The following is a 19,857-nucleotide window of genomic DNA, read 5'->3' as shown; positions in this document are numbered from 1 at the left end:
AGAACGGACATCCGGCGGCCGTCGCCGTCGTCGATCACAACACCTACACGCCGCCGATCTCCAGGCTCCCGCCGGGAATCGCCGCGAGCAGATCCTTGGTGTAGTCCTGCTGCGGGTCGTCGAACACCTCGTCCGTGGTGGCGTGCTCCACGATCCGGCCGTCCTTCATGACGGCGACCAGGTCGGCGATCTGCCGCACGACGGCGAGGTCGTGCGTGATGAACAGGTACGACAGCCCCAGCTCACCCTGCAGGTCGCCGAGGAGCTGCAGGATCTGAGCCTGCACCAGCACGTCGAGCGCGGAGACGGCCTCGTCCAGGACGATGACCTCCGGGTTGAGCGCCAGCGCACGCGCCACGGCGATGCGCTGCCGCTGCCCGCCGGACAGCTCGTTCGGGAAGCGCTGCATGGTCGACGCAGGCAGCGCCACCATCTCCAGCAGGTCACGCACACGCTGCTCGCGAGCCTTGCGGTCGCCCACCCTGTGCAGCCGCAGGGGCTCCTCGATGGAGTTGAACACCGAGTACATCGGGTCCAGCGACCCGTACGGGTTCTGGAACACCGGCTGGACGCGCCGGCGCATCTGGAACTGCTCCTTGCCCGACAGGGAGGCGGTGTCCTTGCCATCGAACACGACACTGCCCGACGTCGGCTCCAGGAGCCCGAGCACCATGTTCGCGGCGGTCGACTTCCCGGAACCGGACTCGCCCACCAGGGCGAGCGTCTTGCCGCGTGGCAGGACGAAGTCGATACCGTCGACGGCGGTGAAGTCCGTGTGCGTACCCGGACGGGAGCCGCGGATCTTGAACACCTTGGTCAGGTCCTTGGCCACGACGACGTCCTTCGGCGCCTTCGTGTCGACCTCGACCTCGTGCCCCGAGATCTGCTCGGCGGCCTCCTTGCCCGCCTCGTGGGCGGACTGGATGCGGCGCGAGGCCAGCGACGGCGCCGAGGCCACCAGTCGCCTGGTGTACTCGTGCTGCGGGTTCTTGAGGATCTCCAGCGCCGGTCCGGACTCCACGACCTTGCCCTTGTACATCACCACGAGGTGCTCGGCGCGCTCGGCGGCCAGGCCCAGGTCGTGGGTGATGAACAGGACCGCGGTACCCAGCTCGCTGGTGAGCTCCTCGAGGTGGTCGAGGATCTTCTTCTGCACGGTGACGTCCAGGGCCGACGTCGGCTCGTCCGCGATCAGCAGCTTCGGACGCGACGCGAGGCCGATGGCGATCAGGGCGCGCTGGCGCATGCCGCCGGAGAACTCGTGCGGGTACTGGCGGGCCCGGCGGTCGCCGTCGGGCAGGCCGGCCTCGCCGAGCAGCTCGGTGACCCGGGCCTCCCGCTCGGCCTTGGTGCCCTGGAAGCCGTTGGCGACCAGCGCCTCGGAGATCTGCGTGCCGATCCGCCACACCGGGTTGAGGTTCGACATCGGGTCCTGCGGGACCAGGCCGATCTCGCGGCCGCGCATGTGCTCGGTCGCCTTGCGGTTCAGGCCGACGAGGCTCTTCCCGTCGAACTCGATGGAGCCGCCGGCGACCTTGCCCGTGCCGGGCAGCAGGTCGATGATCGCGTGCGCCGTGGTGGACTTGCCGGATCCCGACTCGCCCACGATCGCCACGGACTGCCCCGGGTACACGGTCAGGTCGACGCCACGCACCGCGTTCACCACGCCGGTGGCGGTGGTGAACGAGATCTCCAGATCCTTGATCTCGAGCAGCGGCGCGCTGTCGTCGCGCCTCGAGGCGCCCGCGGGCGCCTCGTCGGTCACGCTGTCGGTGAGGTTGATCGTCGTCATCGCTTACGAGCCTTCGGGTCGAGGGCGTCGCGCACGACGTCGCCCATCATGATGAAGCCGAGCACGGTGATACCGAGCGCCGCGGCCGGGTAGAGCAGGATCTCCGGGGCCTGCCGGATGATCAGGCGGCCGTTCGCGAGGTCACCGCCCCACGAGACCGTTGACGGCGGCATGCCGATACCGAGGAACGTCAGGGTCGCCTCGGCGACGATGAACGTGCCCAGCGCGACGGTGGCATAGACGATGATCGGCGCCGCCGCGTTGGGCAGCGCGTGCTTGAGCAGGATGCCCATCCTGCTCATGCCGAGCGCCTTGGCCGCGGTGACGAACTCGTTGTTCTTCACGCTCAGCACCGACCCACGGGTGATACGGGCGATCGAGGTCCAGCCGAAGCTGGCGATCACGAGCGCCACCGCCAGCGCGTTGCGCTCCGGCAGCAGGCTCAGGATCACAATCGCGGCCAGGAAGAACGGCACCGCGAAGAAGATGTCGGTGAGCCGCGAGAGCAGCGTGTCCATCAGGCCGCCGAAGTACCCGCCGAGGGCACCGACGGCGCCACCGAGTACCACCACGAACGAGGTGGCGAGCACGCCGACCGTGACCGACGGCCGTGCGCCGTAGATCACCCGGGAATAGATGTCGCACCCGTCCTTGGTGGTGCCGAAGAAGTGCTCGGTGGACGGCGGGAGCAGGGACTCGGCCAGATCACACGACCGGGGGGCCTGCGTGGCGACCAGCCCCGGGAACAGGGCGATGAAGACGGCCACGGTGATGATCGCCAGCGCCGCCCAGAACATCGGGCGGTGCCGCATCTCGCGCCACGCGTCCTGCCACATGTTCGACGGCGTCTGGTCCTCGGCGATCGCGTCGACCGCGCCCACCGTGACCTCTTCGGCGGGCGCCACGTACCGATCCTGCCCCGGCCGCGGGGTGTTCTCGTAGCGGTTCTCAGGCATAGCGGATCCTCGGGTCCAGGACCGCGTAGAGCAGGTCCACGATCAGGTTGGCGGCGATGTAGACCAGCACGAGGATGGTCGTGATCGTGACCACCGTGACGTTCTCACCGCGGACGATCGACTGGAAGAGCGTTCCGCCGACCCCGTTGATGTTGAAGATGCCCTCGGTGACGATCGAGCCGGCCATCAGGTTGCCCAGGTCGGCGCCGATGAAGGTCACCACGGGAATGAGGGAGTTGCGCAGCACGTGGCGCTGGGTCACCTGGCCGCGTGAGAGCCCCTTGGCCCGTGCCGTGCGGACGTGATCGGCAGTGATCGTCTCCGCCACCGACGTCCGCGTCAGCCGCAGGATGTAGGCGAGCGAGGTCCCGGCCAGCACCATCGCCGGCATCAGCAGGCTCTCGAAGTTCGGATCACGCCCTGCCGTGACAGGCAGCCAGCCGAGCTTCACGCCGAGGAAGATCTGCGCCACGAAGCCCAGGACGAACGTCGGCAGCGCGATGAGCAGCAGGCTCCACACGAGCACGGTGGAGTCGAAGACCTTGCCCTTGCGCAGGCCGGCGATCAGCCCGAACCCGATCCCGAAGACGGTCTCGATGACGATCGCCATGACCGCCAGCTCGAACGTCACCGGGAAGGCGTTCGCGATGGTCTCCGTCACCGGCTGTCCCGTGAAGTCCGGACCCAGGTCCCAGGTGAAGATCCCCTTGAGGAAATACAGGTATTGGACGAAGAACGGCTCGTTCAGGTGGAATTGTGCCCGAATCGCTTCCTGGACGGCCTCCGGCAGCCCGCGCTCTCCGCCGAGCGCTGCCACCGGATCTCCAGGGCGCAGGAACACCATCCCGTACACAAGCAGTGTGGCACCGATGAATACAGGGATCACCTGCAACAACCGGCGACCGATGTACCAGAGCATTGTGGTCTCCTTGTCAGTTTCCGCCGCTCATTCTCCAGGACTCCGCCTGTGTTCATGTCGCGGCACAGGGGGAGGCGGGGCACGCAGGTTTGCGTGCCCCGCCTCTCACCTGGGGTGACGTGAGACGTCCGGCGAACCGGACGTGATCACGATCACTCCGCCTTGGTCACCGGGTACAGGATCGGGTCGCTGTCCCAGCCGAACGACACGTTCTCGACCGTGTCCGCGTAGCCGGCCGTGGTGTTGTAGTACCACAGCGGGATACCCGGCATGTCCTGGAACAGGATCTCCTGGGCCTGCTGGTAGAGAACGTTGGCCTCGTCGATCGTCGGCGCGGCGTTACCTTCCTTGAGCTTCTCGTCGAACGCCTTGGAGGAGTAGTCCATGTCGTTCGAGCCGGCGCCCGTGCCGTAGATCGGCCCGAGGAAGTTGCTCAGGGCCGGGTAGTCGGCCTGCCAGCCGCCGCGGAACAGACCCTTGATCTTGCGGCTGTCACGGTCGTCGAGGAACTCGGCGAACGTCGGGTAGGCGTCGAACTCGCACTCGATGCCCAGCGCCTGCCGGATGGTGTTGCACGCCGGGTCGATCCACGACTGGTGGTCGGAGTCGGCGTTGGAGGCGATGTACAGCGTGAAGTCGTCGCCGACCGGGTCCATGTCCTCGGCCTCGTCCCAGAGCTTCTTCGCCTCGTCCGGGTTGTACTCGAGCACCTCGTTGCCGGGGATCGAGTCGCTCCAGCCGTTGATGACCGGGTTGGTGAAGTCCTTGGCCGGCGTCCGGGCGCCGTTGTACACGGTCTCGGTGATGCCGTCGCGGTCGATCGCCATCGAGATGGCCTTGCGGCGCATCAGACCGGCCTCGCCCTGGAAGTCCTCGACGTACTCCGGAACGTTGATGACCTGCGTCACCGCCGCGGGCTGGTTGACCGCGCGGTCGCCCAGGTCATCCTCGAACGTCGCGAAGGCCGAGGCCGGGACGTTCTTGATGATGTCCAGGTTGCCCGCGAGGAGGTCGTTGTACTGCGAGTCCTCGTCGGTGTAGATGACGAAGTCGACGCCGCTGTTCTGCACCTCGCGCTTGCCGATGTACTCCTCGTTCGGCACGACCGACACGACGGTGTCGTGGTCCCACTCCGAGAGCTTGTACATGCCGTTGCCGACCGGCGACTCGCCGAAGGCGTCGGGGTCGTCGAAGAAGACCTCGGGCAGCGGGAAGAACGCGGCGTAGCCCAGGCGGATCGGGAAGTCCGACTCGGCCTGCTTCAGGTGCACCGTGAACTCGGTGTCGCTGACGACCTCGATGCCGCCCTCGTCGATGATCGAGGTGTTCTCGTCGTAGGAGAAGCCCTCGATCGGCTCGTAGAAGTAGGAGAGGTTGGTCGCGTTGTCGAGCTGAGCGCCCCAGTCCCACGCCTTCGCGAAGCTCTCGGCCGTGACCGGGGTCCCGTCGCTGAACTTCCAGCCGTCCTGGAGGGTGATGTCCCACGTCACGTTGTCGTCGGACTCGATGGACTCCGCGACCTCGTTCTGGACCGCGCCGTTCTCGTCGTAGTAGACGAGGCCGGCGAACAGGTTGGTGACGATGATGCCACCACCGGTCTCGTTCGTCATGGCCGGAATGAGCGGGTTCTGGGGTTCGGTGTTGCCCACAGTGATCGGGGCCCCAGCGTCGCTGGAGCCACCGTCGTCGCCGGTGCCGCCGCCGCACGCCGAGAGCACTAGGGAGGCGGCGAGCGCAGCGGCTCCCACTCCCATCAGACGCTTACGAGGTGTCACGTGTCCTCCTGGTTCGATGGTCACGCCGCTTCGCGGTTCGCTGGCGACGCTGTGTCGGACGCAACGCTGCGCCCGGTTGTGGGGCGCCACATTACCTGTCCTCGACACCCCGCCGAGAGACCCTCACACGAACATGCCTGCAGTCGTGACCGTTTCGGTATGCCTTCGTAACACCATGTAACACGTTCGTTCAGGGATTCTCCCGCCAAGGGCTGGTTCGTCATCCGACCGTGACCAGCAACGGCGCAAATCCGCCACTGACGGTGGCGGCTATCCGCCAGCCGGGACCCTTCCGTCGTGCAGCTCGACCACCCTGTCGGCGCGCTCCATGAGGATCGGGTCGTGCGTCGAGACGACGGCGGCAACACCCCGCGTGTGGACGACGTCGCGGATCAGGTCCATGACGACGGCCGCCGTCGCGGAGTCGAGCTGTCCGGTGGGCTCGTCGGCGATGAGCACCTCCGGCTCGGCCACGAGGGCGCGTGCGATCCCGACGCGTTGCTGCTGCCCGCCGGACAGCTCGTACGGGCGCTGCTTCGCGTGCCCGTCCAGGCCGACGGCCGCCAGCGCCGCCCGTACCCGTTCGGCACGCTCGGCGGGCGCCACCCTGCGCAGCCGCAGCGGGACCTCCACGTTCTCGGCGGCGGACAGCACCGGCACGAGCCCGAAGGACTGGAAGACGTAGCCGATCCGCCGCCGGCGGGCCGCGAGGATCTCGCGCTCGCGCATCGCGGTCATCTCGTCCTCGCGCAGCCAGACGCGGCCCGAGGTGGGCCGGTCCAGCCCGCCGAGCAGGTTCAGGAGCGTGGTCTTGCCGGACCCGGACGGCCCTCGCACGACCAGGAGCTCCCCGGCCGTCACGGTGAGGTCGACATCGCGCAGCGCGCGCACCTCCCCCGCACCGGCCCCGAACGTCCTGCTCAGCCCCTCGGCCCGCAGCACCGGCCTCATCGGTCCTCCTTCGGCTCGTGGGGCCACACGCCCACGTGGTCGGGCTCCAGCGCCAGCCGCACCCGGTCCTTGAGGTCCAGCGACGTCAGGAATTCCTCGGGGAGCTGCAACCGCCCCACCCGGTCCAGCACCGCGAACTCCTCGGAGACGTGCCGTGCCCGCCCGTGCTCGTCGGTCTCGGTGCGCCGCAGCGTCTCCGTCGAGGTACGGCCGTCCCGGATCTGCACCGTACGCGCCACGTGCTCCGACACCGTCGGGTCGTGCGTGACGACGAGCGTCGTCACGCCGGTCTCTCGGTTCACCCCGCGCATCGCCTCCAGCACCTCGACGCTGGTGGCCTCGTCGAGCTCGCCCGTGGGCTCGTCGGCCAGCAGCACGCGCGGCGAGTTCGCCATCGCGACGGCGATCGCCACCCGCTGCTGCTGGCCGCCGGACATCTCGGCCGGCCGGCGGCCGGCCACGTGACCGACCTCCAGCAGGTCCAGGAGGTCGTCGACCCGGCGGGCGCGGTCGCTCCGCGTCGCGAGGGCCGGACGCATCGGGGCCACGCCGGGCCGCCGCGCACGGGTACGCCGCGAGCCGGCCGCGAGCTCCAGCGGCAGCAGGACGTTCTCCCGGGCGGTCAGGTAGGGCAGCAGGTTGCGCGAGGTCTGCTGCCAGACGAACCCGACCGTGTGCCGCTGGTAGGCGACGCGTTCCTTCGGTCCCATCGCCAGCAGGTCGGTTCCGGCGACCGTCGCGGTCCCGCCGGTGGGCGTGTCCAGCCCGGACAGGATCGTCAGCAGGGTCGACTTGCCGGACCCGGACGCGCCCACCACCGCGACGATCTCGCCCGGTTCCACGCGCAGGTTGAGCCCCTGCAGCGCCTGCACCTCGACGCCGTCGGTGGCGAAGATCCGCACCAGGTCGCGGCACAGGATCTCGCCGCCGTCCTGCCCGGGGCCTCCCGGCGCACCGCGGCGCGAGGCGTCCGTCGCCCCGTCGTCGTCCAGATCGAGCACCGTCATGTCATCGCTCCTCACCGATTCGAAGCTCCGCCGCGATCTCGTGCCGCCGTCCCAGGGTGGCCGCGAGCCCTGCGGACGCCGCGGACACCACCACGAGTCCGGCCGCGACGGCGGCGGTCAGCACCGGGTCCCAGCGCACGTCCGGCTGCTCGGAACCGCCCGTGAGCGCGGTGACGTCCACCGCCGCGAGCAGCACCGCGGGCACGACGCCGCCCAGCACCACGCCCGCGGCCACCGCCATCGCGAGCCAGGGACCGATCTCCCAGCCCACGAGCAGGCGTCCCTGCCGTGCCGAGAGCCCCAGCGTCCGCAGCACCGCCAGCAGCCTCGCCCGTGCCGGTGCCGCGAGCATGAGGGTCATCACCAGGACCGCCCCGACCAGCAGGGCGGCGAGCACGACGGCCGCCACGAAGGCGGCCACGAGTCCCGTGGAAGCGGGTGACCGCAGGATCTCGCGGGCCTGGGCCGCGGGGTCGTCCACGACGGAGTGCGGCAGCACGGCCCCCACACCCTGGACGACGGCGGTGGCCGGCGCGCCACCACCGCCCGGGCGGGATCCGGCGCCGTCGTCCAGCGCCAGGAGCGCGACCCGTGCGGGCGGGCCGGGCATCGCGGGCGTCCCAGGCTCCTCGTCCTGGTCCGGTTCCGGTGTGCCGTCCTGGACCGCCTGCGCCCTCAGCGCCGCGGCCAGCCGGGCGTCGTCGGCCAGGACCAGCACCTCGCCGGACGGGAGGCCGGCGACCTGGTCGACGGCCTCGACCACCTGGGCGGCCACCACCCCTTCACGCAGCCGCAGCTCGACCTCCCGGCCGGCGTCGTAGCCCGTGGACCGGGTGACGATCAGAGGGACAGGGCCTGTCTCCGGCTCGCCTGGGCCCCCGAGGCTCCCGGTCAGGGACGGCGCGTCCGCGACGCCTTCCTGCGCCCGTGCCATCGCGGACGCGTCGGTGGTGAACAGGGTGGCCCGCACGCCGCCGCCGGCTGTACCGACGACGATCCGGTCGTGGTCCGCGACGGGCGCGACGGCGGCGACCCCGTCGATCGCCGCCAGTTCCGCGGCCACGTCGGCCGAGATCTCCGGCCCCGACACCCGCAGGTCCGCTCCGACGTCACGCCACGCCTCGCGGGTCACACCGCCGCTCACCGTCGAGTACAGCACCACCGAGGTGGCGGCCACGGCCACGCACAGCACCAGGGCGATCGCGGGGACGACACCGCCTGCCGGATCGCGGGTGGCCCGGGCCGCGCCGAGGAAGGGCACCAGGTCCCGCCGACGCGCGAGGACCCGCTCAACGACGAGCGTGACCAGGGGAAACAGTCGGACGGCGAGCACGGTCGCGGCGAGCGAGAGCAGCAGTGGCGAGGCGGCGAGCAGCGGGTCCACCCCGGCCGCGGGCACAGCGCCGGCCTCCGGCCCGCCGCCCGCTGCGACGACGCCCCGCTGCAGCAGCAGAGCCGTGCTCACCGCGGCACCGGCCAGGACGAGCACCTCCAGGATCCAGCGCACGCGGCCGTGCGCGCGGCCCAGGTCGGAGCGCCCCTCCCGCAGCCCCCGCGGCCCGGCGGCCAGGGCGAGCGCCGCCCCCGGACCGAGCCCGGCCGCCAGGGCGAGCGCCACCTGGGCGGCGGTGACCTGCCCGGGAGCCACCCACAGCCCGATCGCGAACCCCGCGGCGGCGGCCGGCAGGCCGACGACGACTCCCTCGAGGCCGACGAGGGCACGGAGCTGCGACCCGCTCGCGCCGCGAGCATGCAGGAGGGTGAGCGCTCCGCGGCGACGGTCGACGACCAGGCGCGCGCCGAGCGCCAGGACCGCGAGTGCCGCCCCGAGGGGGCCGGTGGCGAGCACGGCGACGACGGCGTCCACCCCGGCCCGCTGGGCGAGGAGGGTGACGAGCACGTCGGTGAGGCCGCTGTCGAGGTCGAGGGTGAAGCCCGTGGAGCTGCCGTCGTCCACGGTGAACTGCTGGGCGTCGATGCCGCGCAGCCGGGTGAGCACGGCAGCCACCTCGTCGCCGCGCAGGCCTTCGCCGTTCACGGGGATCCACGTGGTGGTTCTCGCGCCGTCCCAGGACAGCGGCCCGATCATGGCCGGGTCGACGTAGGCGGCGGCCATGGCGTTGAGTCCGGTGTTGGGGTCCTGGACCACGTTCGGCACGCCGCCCAGGGGGTTCTGCCGCCACCAGGAGCCCTGCGGGTCGCCGTCCTGCTCGTAGATGCCGGTGACGACGAGCGGGCCCCAGCCGTCGCGCGCACGCGAGCTGAGAGGCACCATGCTGGATCCCGAGGACCGCAACGGGTACTCGTGCCCGGCCTCCCAGCCGAAACGCTCCGCGGCCTGCCGGGAGACCGCCACCTCGTAGGAGTACCGGCCTGTGCTCGGCTTCTCCCCGAGGGCGGGTCGTTCCGCGGGGCTCGCGGTGGCGCCGGGCCACCGGCCCTCGACGAGCGTGGCGTGCTCGTCCAGGTGCGGCGTGGCGCGCAGGACGAGCGCGATGCTGAACAGGTCGCTGCCCGGCGGCGGCGTGACCGACTCGGGGGCCGCGGCGGAGACCTGGAGGTCGGGCGCGCCGAGCAGGCCACGCAGGGGCTCGGACCGGTCGTCGCGCAGGGCGGTGAGTCCGGTCAGGTAGGCGTCCTGGTCCGCGGGGGTCTGCTGCCCGTCGACGGAGATGAGGTCCCGGGTGAGTGGCGTCGTCTCGCTCACCGTCCATGCGGCCTGTGCGCCGTGCATCGCCGCGACCGCGCGCGGGGTGGCGGACAGAGCGAGCGCGGCGACCAGGGCGACGGCACCGAGCGTGAGCGTCGCTCCCCAGGAGGCGGCCAGCTGGCGTCGTGCGTACCGGAGCATCAGCGCACCTCCTCGCGGTAGGTGGTGTCGCGGGCCTGGGCCGCGACCCGCGCCCCGACGAGCACGGCCACGACGGCGAGCCCGGCGAGCGCGGCGCCCAGGACGGCGGCCGCGCCGGGGACGTCCACGACGAAGCGCGTGGGGATGTCCGCGTCGATGCCGGTCAGCGTTGCCTGGGCGAGCCCGCCGACGGCGAACCGGGCGACCGCCCAGCCTGCCACGGCCCCGAGCGCGACGGCGGAGGTTCCGACGGCGAGCAGCTCCGTCGCGCGGGCGCGGGCCTGTGCCGGGGGCCCGAGCCCGACCGCACGGAGCACGATCACCTCCCCGCGTCGCTGCCGGAGGGTCGCGACGGCGGCGACCAGCACGCCGACCAGGGCGAGTGTCGTGGCTCCGGCGGCCGTCAGCCAGTAGGCCGCTCGGACCGGCGCCGCGGCGTCGACGGTCACGGAGTAGCCGGGGGTGCTCACGACGGGGTCGTCGCCGCCATGGCCGGCGGCGACGGCGCGCACCGCGGCGGCGGCGGCGTCGATGCGGTCCGGCGAGGCGGCCGCTCCGGGCGCGGTCTGCCCGTCGACGGCGAGCCAGATCTCGTCGGCCGGTTCCGCCGCGGCGCCGCCGCCGATGCGCCAGGCGGCGAGCGCCGCCGTGTCGCCGAGCACCACGTCCCGTTCGAGCACGCCGGGAACGACATCGGTGACGGCCGTGATCTCGGCGTCGGCCTCCACCCCGCGGTAGGACAGGTCGAGCACGTCACCGGTGCCCAGGCTCAGGGCCTGGGCGAGATGGGCGGTGACCACCACGGGCAGCGGGTTGGTGGCCTCTGCGGGGACGAGCCGGAAGAGGGCGTAGCGGTTTCCGCCCCACAGGTCCGCCTCCACGGCCGGTCCCGCGCTCCCCGGAGCGTCTCCGGGCGCAACGGAGGAGACCAGCGCCTCGTTCCGGGGAGCGACGAGGTGCCAGTCGTCCGGCAGGTTCAGGGATGTGTCGGCGGCGGCCAGGTCCTCGAGCGTGACCGCGTTGTGGGTCGGCACGTTCCAGTTCGTGGGCATCACCACGTCGAGGGCGGTCACCGACCAGGGCCCGGCCTCCGGCGGGGCGGGAACCGGGGCCTCGAGCTCGTACCGGACGGCATCGCCGCCCACGGGGCGGGTGCCGTCACCGTCGCCGTCCAGGTCGAGGTCCAGCGGCGGGAGGTCCACCTGCGCGGTGGTCCCGTCGGGCGCGACGAGCTGGAGGGCGAGATGGTAGGTCATCCCCTCCTCGAAGGCGTCGAGAGCGTCGAGGGCGTCGGTGCCGAGCGCGGCGATCCGGGAGGTGTCGATGACCCGCACGGATGCCGTCACGGAGGCGCGCACCGTCCGGGCTCCGGCGGGGAGTGCCGCGACGGCGGGTTCCGGGGTGATGGCGTCGGTGAGGCCGCCGACGTCCGTCACGCCGTCGGGCGCCCGCATCGTGCGTGCCAGGTCTGCGGCGGGTGCGGCGACCAGTGCGAGCGGGATCTCGCCCGCTCGTGCCTCGTCGGTGAGCACCGGCGTCGCGGTGGCCACGCCGTCGGCCCGCGCGTAGGCGGCTCGGGTCGCGGCGTCGGCGTCCTGGCCGTGGGGAAGCACCACGCGCACGTCGGTTCCGTTGCGCAGCACGGCGACGTCGGCGGACAGTGCGCCGGCCGTGCCCGCATACGCGCCGGCGAGCGTCGCGGCCCCGCCCGACAGGGCCAGCAGCACGACGGGCACCACGTACACGACGAGGCGCCGCGCGACCTGGCGCGCGGCCAGCACGGCGCCGGCGCCCCGGCTGCCGGCGACCAGTCCCGCCCAGGCCCGGGTGGCCGGTCCGAGCACCGCCGTCACGGCCACGGCGAGTGCGGCCAGGAGCAGGGCGGGTGCGGCTGCGGCCAGCGGGTCGACGCGCGTGCCGGACGGGGTGGCGACCAGAGGTGAGCCGTAGCGGGCGAGCGCCTGGGCGCACAGCGCCGCGGCGGCCAGGGTGAGGGTGATGGTGCCGGCCGCGGCGGCCTGCCGCAGGCGCCCCGAGCGGTCGGTGACGCGGCGCCGGACGGCGGCACGGGCCGCCATCCCCGCGACGACGGCGGGCACCACCGTGGCGGCGAGTGCCACCGCGGCCGCGGTCGTGGCCGGTACCGGCCACTGCCAGGCGCCCGGTTCGAGGAGCTGGAGCGCGAACGCGGCGACGACGGCGCCGGCGGCCGCCGCGGTCACCGCCAGAAGGGCGCTCTCCACGGTGGCGGCGGCCCGCACGGTCGCGGGGTCGGCGCCCCGGGAGACGAGGAGCGTCACCTCGCCGTCGCGCACGGCGGCGAGCAGCCGCGCGACCTGGACCAGTGCCACCAGGCCGGTCAGGGCGAGCAGGATGAGCGCCGCGAGCGCGACGGCGTCTGCCGCGCGGATGGCCCGCAGCGTGCTGCTCGCCGTGTCGCCGAGCGTGCCGAGCGCCTGGAAGCCGCGGAACGCCACGGCGTCGTCGTCGGCCAGGGCCTTGTCGAGGTCGGTGGCGAGCGTGACCGAGCGCTCCAGGTCGGCGGGAGTGGCCCTGCCGGCGTCGGGCACCACGAGCCAGCGGGCGAACGGGGTGGTGTCGAGTTCCGACAGCGCGCTGCCCGCCAGGAGGATGGGGCCGGCGACGGTCCCGTCGCCGCCGCTGGTGACGACCGGGTCGCCGAACCAGCGGGAGGCGCCGACGTCTGTCGTGACCTGCCACAGTCCCGCGACGACCACCGGCAGGCCCGTGTCGCGGGGATGTTCGTCGTCGGCGCCGAGCCGGAGGACGTCACCCACCTCGATGCCGGCGGACTCCGCGGCGGCCGCCTGGACCGCGACCTGCGGTGGTTCGCCCGGGGGTGTGTCCACGGGCCAGGAGCCGGCGACGGTGTCGGCGACACCGCGGTCGATCGTGGTCCATTCGCCGGGCCCGGCCGGCGTCGCACCGCCTCTGCCGGAGGCGGCGGAGGCGACGAGGCCGGGGGTGGAGACGATCCAGCGCTGCTCCAGCAGTGCGCCACCCGTGGCGACCGGCAGCCCTTCGGTACGGACCTCGCGGTGCAGCGCGTACGGGGTGCCGTGGAGGCGCTCGGCGACGGCGTCGGTGACGTGGGCGTCCTGTGTGGTCGCGGCCGCGTCGTCGCCGGCCAGCCGGGTCACCAGCAGCAGGCCCCGGCCGGCGGGGGGCGCGGCGCGCAGCCCGGTACGGGCGTCGTCGACCCCCGCGGCGCGGACGTACCCGACCGTCACGCCGAGGCTTGCCGCGAGGCCGGCCACCAGCAGCCACACCAGCAGGAGCAGGCCGCGATGGGCGACTGACCGGCGGGCGAGGAGGGCGGTGCGACTCACGCCCGTGAGGCTATCCGATCATTCCGGTGGGCCGGATAGATGTCGTTGAGCACGAATGCCACGAACCACCTGACTGTTCCGCCCCGCGATGTGCGGGAGCTCGCGGGGAACAGTCAGGTGGTGCGGTGTGCCGGGTGGTTCCGGGGACGAGGTCAGCGCTGGGAGACCGGCACGAAGGAGCGCTCGGTGGCACCGGTGTAGACCTGGCGCGGCCGGCCGATCTTCGTGGCCGGGTCGTTCACCATCTCCTGCCACTGGGCGATCCAGCCGGGCATCCGCCCCAGGGCGAACAGCGGCGTGAACATGGCGGGCTCGAAGCCCATCGCCTTGTAGATGAGGCCGGTGTAGAAGTCGACGTTCGGGTAGAGCTTGCGCTCCACGAAGTAGTCGCCGCTGAGTGCGATCTGCTCCAGGCCCTGGGCGATCTCCAGCAGCTCGTCCTTGGCGCCGAGCTTCTCCAGCACCTCGTCGGCGGACTTCTTCACGATCGCCGCGCGCGGGTCGTAGGACTTGTACACGCGGTGGCCGAAGCCCATCAGGCGTACGCCGTCCTGCTTGTTCTTGACCTTGTTCATGAAGGTCTCGACCGTCTCGCCGCCCGAGCGGATCTTCTCCAGCATCACCAGGACGGCCTCGTTGGCGCCGCCGTGCGCCGGGCCTGAGAGCGCGTTCACCCCCGCGGCGACGGAGGCGAAGAGCGTCGCGTTCGAGGAACCCACCACCCGGACCGTCGAGGTCGAGCAGTTCTGCTCGTGGTCCGCGTGCAGGATGAGCAGCTTCTCCAGCGCGTCGACGATCACCGGCTCGGCGGCGTACTCGCCGCCGGCCGAGCCGAACGTCCGGCGCAGGAAGTCCGCCACGTAGCCGTTGGACGCGTCGGGCGCGACCAGCGGCAGGCCGGTGCGACGGCGGTGCAGGGCCGAGGTGATCGTGCTGGTCTTGGCCAGCAGCATCGCGGTGGCCGAGGCGACCTGCGCCTCGTCGCGCGGGTCCAGCACGTCCGGGTACCAGGCCGCGAGCGCGTTGAGGGCCGCGGCGAGGGTCGCCATCGGGTGCCCGGTGGCCGGGAGGGCCTCCAGGAAGGCGGCGAACCCATCGGGCAGGGCGGCGTTCTGGCCGACGCGCTGCTCGAACGCGGCCAGCGCGGCGGCGTCGGGCAGTTCTCCGTCGATGAGCAGGGCGGCGACCTCGAGGAACGACGCCCCCTCGGCGACCTGGTCGATCGGGTAGCCGCGGTAGCGCAGGATTCCCTGGTCACCGTCGATGTAGGTGATCGCGGACTCGCACGACGCCGTGTTCGTGAACCCGGGGTCGAGCGTGACCAGACCGGTATCCCTGAGCAGCGTGTTGACCTTGAATCCGCTGGCACCCTCGCTGGCGCCGACGACGGACAGAGGTCGAGCAGTGCCGTCGACGACGAGTTCGACGGTGGACGTGGCGTTCGCCGGCGTGGTGGACGTCATGACTTCCTTCCTCGAAGCACGCGGTTGAGCTACCCCTGGGTCAGGGGAACAGGGCAGCGTCGACCTGGAGCAAAACCGTACCGTGTCAAGGCTTTGCGATTCCAACCGATCGGTCAAGAATTTGTGAGTCGCAACACAACATCCGCGATCTGCTCGTCCGTCGCGGTGAGCGCTGTCCGCACGTGATCGTCACCGGCCGGACCGTAGAGTCCGCCCGGCGCCACGAGGACGCCCCGCTCGGCGAACCACTCGGCGCTGGTGGGCACCCACAGGTAAAGACCCGCTTCGGAGTGGTCCACGGTGAGCCCCGCGGCGTCCAGCGCCCCCGCGAGCGCCCGCCGACGGGCCCCGTAGATCCGCCGTTGCGCGGCGACGTGCCCGTCGTCGCCGAGGGCCGCGACCATCGCGGCCTGCACCGGCGCGGGGACGATCAGTCCCAGGTGCTTGCGGCGTGCCAGCAGCTGCGCGACGAGTTCGCGGTCGCCCGCGACGAAGGCCGCGCGGTACCCGGCCAGGTTCGACTGCTTGGACAGGGAGTACGCCGCCAGCAGGCCGTCGTGGGAATTGTCACAGACGCGTGGATCGAGGATGCTGGGCACCCCCCGGAGGCCCTCGCCGGGCGTGTCCCCCGCGGGCGTGTCCCCCGCACGAGCCTGGCCGGGCACCTCTTCTCCGGGCTCTTCCCCGGCGGGCGCCCAGCGACCCCACCCGAGCTCGGCGTAGCACTCGTCGGAGGCGACGACGGCGCCGATCTCCCGCGCCGCCGCCACCACCCGGCGAAGCTCGCCGACGTCCAGCACCCGTCCGTGCGGGTTGGCGGGGCTGTTCACCCAGACGAGACGCACGTCGTCGCGCCCTGCCCACTCGTCGACGTCGTCGGTGGCGAGCGCCGTCGCCCCTGCGGCGGCCGCGCCCACGGCGTAGGTCGGGTACGCGATCTGCGGGTGGACGACGACGTCGCCCGGGCCCACTCCCAGCAACGACGGCAGGAGCGCCACCAGCTCCTTGGAGCCCACCGTGGGCAGCACCTGGTCCGGGGCGAGACCGGGGACACCGCGGCGCCGGGCGAACCACTCCGCGACGGACTCGCGCAGCCGTGGCGTACCGGCCGTCGTGGGATACCCGGGCGCGTCGGAGGCCGCCGCGAGCGCGTCACGGACGAGCGAGGACGTCGGGTCGACGGGGGTGCCCATCGACAGGTCGACCATCCCGCCGGGATGAGCACGCGCGGTGGCCTTGAGCTCCGCGAGGGTGTCCCAGGGAAAGGTGATTCCGGAGAGGTCGGCGAGCCCCATGCGGCGATGTCCCGGCGCGGGCCGGGTCAGGCCTGCGGCGGGAGGGCCGCGATCATCGGGTCGTCCTTGTCGATCTCACCCATCTTCGCGGCACCGCCGGGCGAGCCGATCTCGTCGAAGAACTCCACGTTGGCGCGGTAGTAGTCCTTCCACTCCTCGGGGACGTCGTCCTCGTAGTAGATGGCCTCGACGGGGCAGACCGGCTCGCACGCACCACAGTCGACGCACTCGTCCGGGTGGATGTAGAGGGAGCGGCTGCCCTCGTAGATGCAGTCCACGGGACACTCCTCGATGCACGCCTTGTCCTTGACGTCGACGCACGGCTGAGCGATCACGTAGGTCACTGCGGGAGCCTTCCTCGTGGAATGTACTCGGGATGTACTCGAGTCGTACTCGGTTCGACCTGTCCGCGTGGATCGCGGCCGGTCGGACCCTAGTATTCCAGGAGCGACGAGCTCGTCGCGTCCACCGTCTCACTCCTCGGCGAAGGCAGCACGTGAACTCGGACACATCCCGTCCCGTCCCGCCCGGCCGTCCACGCCGGCCGTGGCCCGCCCCGGGGACGCGCGTCGTCGTCCGGCGCCGGCTCACCGAGGCCGAGGCCGCGACGGCGCGATCGGAACGCCGGGGCGCGATCTGGACCGACGTCATCGGGTTCGTGCTCGAGGCGTCCGACGACGGCGTGGCCGTGCGCACGGACCCGCGCCCGGGGCGTGGCCGCCCGGAGGAGATCTGGATCGCCGCGGACCTGGTCGAATCGGTGAAGCCGGTGCCGCCCCGACCGCGGCGCCGCACCTGACGGCGTTCCGGCACGCGGCCGGACGCCGGCCCGCGGCCCCCGAACCGCGGCCGCGCCCGGCCCGGTGTTCGCGCGCGCAGGCCGGAGCCGTTGACGTGGTCGGCTTCTAGGCGTTCACCACCAGGCCCAGGTCGGCGGCGTTCGGCTGGCCGGGGTGCCGGGGGACGATGCGGACCGTGTACCCGAACGGACCCGAAGCCGCGAGGCCGACCTCTCCGGCGAACGCATGCCGGCCGGCCTCGTAGGACTCGGCGAGGTTCAGCGGCTCGGTGTCGAAGTCCTCGATGAGATCGGCCTCGGAGACACGGCCGTGCACGATCTGCACCTCGACGTCCTCGGGCGTGAGGGACCCCAGCGAGACGTAGGCCCGCACCGTGAGGCGGTCACCCACCTGCGCGGCGTCCGCGACGCCCGCCGACTCCACGTGATCGACGCGGACGTGCGACCAGCCCGCGCGCACCCGGGCCTTCCAGGCCGCGAGGTCCCGCGCGCCGGTGAGGCCGTCGGCGCCGAGCATCCGCCCGGACTCGGCGGCGGGGGCGTACAGGCCGTGGACGTACTCCGCCACCATGCGAGTGGCCTGCACCTTCGGGCCGAGCGTCGCGAACGTGTGTCGCACCATCTCCAGCCAGCGGGCCGGAACACCGTCCGCGGTGCGGTCGTAGAACAGCGGCGCGACCTGCGACTCGATGAGGTCGTACAGCGCGGCCGCCTCGAGGTCGTCGCGGCGCTCGGCGTCCTCGACCCCGTCGGCGGTCGGGATGGCCCAGCCGTTCTCGCCGTCGAACCACTCGGCCCACCAGCCGTCCTCGATGGACAGGTTCAGACCCCCGTTGAGCGCGGACTTCATGCCGGACGTCCCGGACGCCTCCAGGGGACGCAGCGGGTTGTTGAGCCAGACGTCGCAACCCGGGTAGAGGGCCTGGGCCATCGCGATGTCGTAGTTCGGCAGGAACACGATGCGGTGCCGCACGGCCGGGTCGTCGGCGAACCTCACGAGCTGCTGGATCAGCCGCTTGCCCTGCTCGTCGGCGGGATGGGACTTGCCCGCGACCACGAGCTGGACGGGGCGCTCCGGGTGCAGGAGCAGCGACCGCAGGCGCGCCGGGTCGCGCAGCATGAGGGTCAGCCGCTTGTACGTGGGCACCCGGCGGGCGAAACCGATGGTCAGGACGTCGGGTGAGAACACGTCGTCGACCCAGCCGAGCTCGGCCGGAGATGCCCCGCGCTCGCGCCAGGACTTGCGCACGCGCCGGCGGACCTCGTCCACGAGTTCGCCGCGCATCTCCCCGCGCACGGTCCACAGGCTGGCGTCGGACACCTTTCCGGGGTCGAGCCAGCTCCCGGAGACCTCCGCGGCGGTCAGCTCGTCCAGGCCGAGCTGCTCGGACTCCAGCCGTGCCAGCCGGGGCGAGACCCACGTGGGCGAGTGCACGCCGTTGGTGACCGACGTGATGGGAACCTCCCGCGCGTCGAACCCCGGCCACAGCCCCTCGAACATCTCGCGCGAGACCTGGCCGTGCAGGAGCGAGACGCCGTTCGCCCGCCCACCCAGGCGCAGGCCCATCACGGCCATGTTGAAGACGGTGGGATCACCGCCCTCGTAGTCCTCGGCGCCGAGCGCGAGGACCCGCTCGACCGGGATGCCCTCCATCTGGTTGTCCCCGCCGAAATAGGCGCTGACCAGTTCCCTCCCGAAGCGGTCGATCCCGGCCGGGACGGGGGTGTGGGTGGTGAACACCGTCGCCGCACGGACGGCCTCGAGCGCTTCCTCCACACCGAGGCCCCGGGCGACCAGCTCCCGGATGCGCTCGACGCCGAGGAAGCCCGCGTGGCCCTCGTTGGTGTGGTAGACCTCCGGCTCCGGCGAGCCGGTCAGCCGCGCCCACACGCGCAGGGCACGGACGCCGCCCACGCCGAGCAGCAGCTCCTGCTGCAGTCGGTGCTCGCCGGTGCCGCCGTACAGCCTGTCGGTGACGGTCCGGGCCGCGTCGTCGTTCTCGGGCACGTTGGAGTTCAGCAGCAACAACGGGACGCGGCCCACCGCGGCCACCCAGATCTGCGCGTGCAGCCGGCGTCCGCCCGGAAGATCCAGCGTCACCTGGGCAGGTGTGCCGTCCTCCTCCCGCAGGATCGTCAGGGGCAGCCCGTCCGGATCCAGCAGCGGGTACGTCTCGAGCTGCCAGCCGTCACGGGTGAGGGACTGCCTGAAGTAGCCCGCACCGTACAGCAGGCCGACCCCGACGATCGGTACGCCGAGGTCGGACGCCGACTTCAGGTGGTCCCCCGCCAGGATGCCCAGGCCACCGGAGTACTGGGGCAGCACCGACGTGATGCCGAACTCCGGCGAGAAGTAGGCGATGCCGTGCGGGAGATCCGCACCGGAGGCGGACCGCTGTGCCTGGTACCAGCGTGGATCGTGCAGGTAGTGGTGCAGCTCGCGCGCGGCCGCCCGGGTTCTGCCCACGAAGCCCTCGTCCGCCGCCAGAGCGGTCAGGCGCTCGGAACCGAGGGCCGCCAGGAAGGCGACGGGATCTCCCTTCACGTCCGCCCACAGCTCGGGGTCGACGCCCGCGAAGAGGTCGCGTGCCGGGGCGTGCCAGGACCAGCGCAGGTTGTGGGACAGTTCGTCGAGTGCCGCGAGGGGCTCCGGAAGGACCGTACGGACCGTGAATCGGCGGATCGCTCTCACGCCTCGC

Annotated in this window: 13 protein-coding genes; 1 reads left to right on the top strand and 12 read right to left on the bottom strand. The window is 72.2% G+C overall.

What is annotated here, in order from left to right:
- Positions 1-43: 43 nt before the first annotated feature.
- The 11 genes from HGK34_RS10215 to fdxA form a co-directional block, all read right to left on the bottom strand.
- Positions 44-1,792 (bottom strand): dipeptide ABC transporter ATP-binding protein, encoded by a 1,749-nt coding sequence (locus HGK34_RS10215; RefSeq protein WP_201846816.1) that lies wholly within the window; start codon positions 1,790-1,792, stop codon positions 44-46.
- Positions 1,789-2,748 (bottom strand): ABC transporter permease, encoded by a 960-nt coding sequence (locus HGK34_RS10210; protein WP_201846814.1) that lies wholly within the window; start codon positions 2,746-2,748, stop codon positions 1,789-1,791. The genes HGK34_RS10215 and HGK34_RS10210 overlap by 4 nt, the downstream gene beginning before the upstream one ends.
- Entirely contained in the window at positions 2,741-3,667 is a 927-nt protein-coding gene (locus tag HGK34_RS10205) for an ABC transporter permease (RefSeq protein WP_201846812.1), read from the bottom strand. The genes HGK34_RS10210 and HGK34_RS10205 overlap by 8 nt, the downstream gene beginning before the upstream one ends.
- 152 nt (positions 3,668-3,819) lie before the next feature.
- Positions 3,820-5,442, bottom strand: coding sequence for a peptide ABC transporter substrate-binding protein (locus HGK34_RS10200; RefSeq protein ID WP_307815889.1), 1,623 nt, complete (start codon positions 5,440-5,442; stop codon positions 3,820-3,822).
- 270 nt (positions 5,443-5,712) lie between these two features.
- On the bottom strand, positions 5,713-6,393 hold the full coding sequence (locus HGK34_RS10195; RefSeq protein ID WP_201846810.1) for an ABC transporter ATP-binding protein: 681 nt from the start codon (positions 6,391-6,393) through the stop codon (positions 5,713-5,715).
- Positions 6,390-7,400 carry an ABC transporter ATP-binding protein gene (locus tag HGK34_RS10190; protein ID WP_201846808.1) on the bottom strand — a complete coding sequence of 337 codons (1,011 nt, stop codon included), beginning with the start codon at positions 7,398-7,400 and terminating at the stop codon, positions 6,390-6,392. Before HGK34_RS10190 ends, HGK34_RS10195 begins: the two co-directional genes overlap by 4 nt.
- Position 7,401: 1 nt before the next feature.
- Entirely contained in the window at positions 7,402-10,251 is a 2,850-nt protein-coding gene (locus HGK34_RS10185; RefSeq protein ID WP_201846806.1) for a hypothetical protein, read from the bottom strand.
- Positions 10,251-13,601 carry an FtsX-like permease family protein gene (locus HGK34_RS10180; protein ID WP_201846803.1) on the bottom strand — a complete coding sequence of 1,117 codons (3,351 nt, stop codon included), beginning with the start codon at positions 13,599-13,601 and terminating at the stop codon, positions 10,251-10,253. Before HGK34_RS10180 ends, HGK34_RS10185 begins: the two co-directional genes overlap by 1 nt.
- A 152-nt stretch (positions 13,602-13,753) precedes the next feature.
- Positions 13,754-15,064, bottom strand: coding sequence for a citrate synthase (locus HGK34_RS10175; protein WP_201846801.1), 1,311 nt, complete (start codon positions 15,062-15,064; stop codon positions 13,754-13,756).
- 113 nt (positions 15,065-15,177) lie between these two features.
- Complete coding sequence (dapC, locus tag HGK34_RS10170) at positions 15,178-16,359, bottom strand: succinyldiaminopimelate transaminase (protein ID WP_201846794.1); 1,182 nt, start codon at positions 16,357-16,359, stop codon at positions 15,178-15,180.
- Between the two features lie 26 nt (positions 16,360-16,385).
- On the bottom strand, positions 16,386-16,703 hold the full coding sequence (gene fdxA, locus HGK34_RS10165) for a ferredoxin (protein ID WP_201846792.1): 318 nt from the start codon (positions 16,701-16,703) through the stop codon (positions 16,386-16,388).
- 152 nt (positions 16,704-16,855) lie between these two features.
- On the opposite strand from fdxA, the gene HGK34_RS10160 reads away from it, so the two are divergent.
- Positions 16,856-17,158 (top strand): hypothetical protein, encoded by a 303-nt coding sequence (locus tag HGK34_RS10160; protein ID WP_201846790.1) that lies wholly within the window; start codon positions 16,856-16,858, stop codon positions 17,156-17,158.
- 106 nt (positions 17,159-17,264) lie between these two features.
- On the opposite strand, the gene glgP is transcribed toward HGK34_RS10160, so the two are convergent.
- Positions 17,265-19,850 carry an alpha-glucan family phosphorylase gene (glgP, locus tag HGK34_RS10155; RefSeq protein ID WP_201846788.1) on the bottom strand — a complete coding sequence of 862 codons (2,586 nt, stop codon included), beginning with the start codon at positions 19,848-19,850 and terminating at the stop codon, positions 17,265-17,267.
- Between the last annotated feature and the right edge of the window lie 7 nt (positions 19,851-19,857).

Source organism: Myceligenerans indicum, assembly GCF_016742955.1.
GTDB classification, from domain to species: domain Bacteria; phylum Actinomycetota; class Actinomycetes; order Actinomycetales; family Cellulomonadaceae; genus Myceligenerans; species Myceligenerans indicum.
The sequence above is the reverse complement of the archived record's forward strand: the minus strand, read 5'-3'. Positions and strand labels throughout refer to the sequence as shown.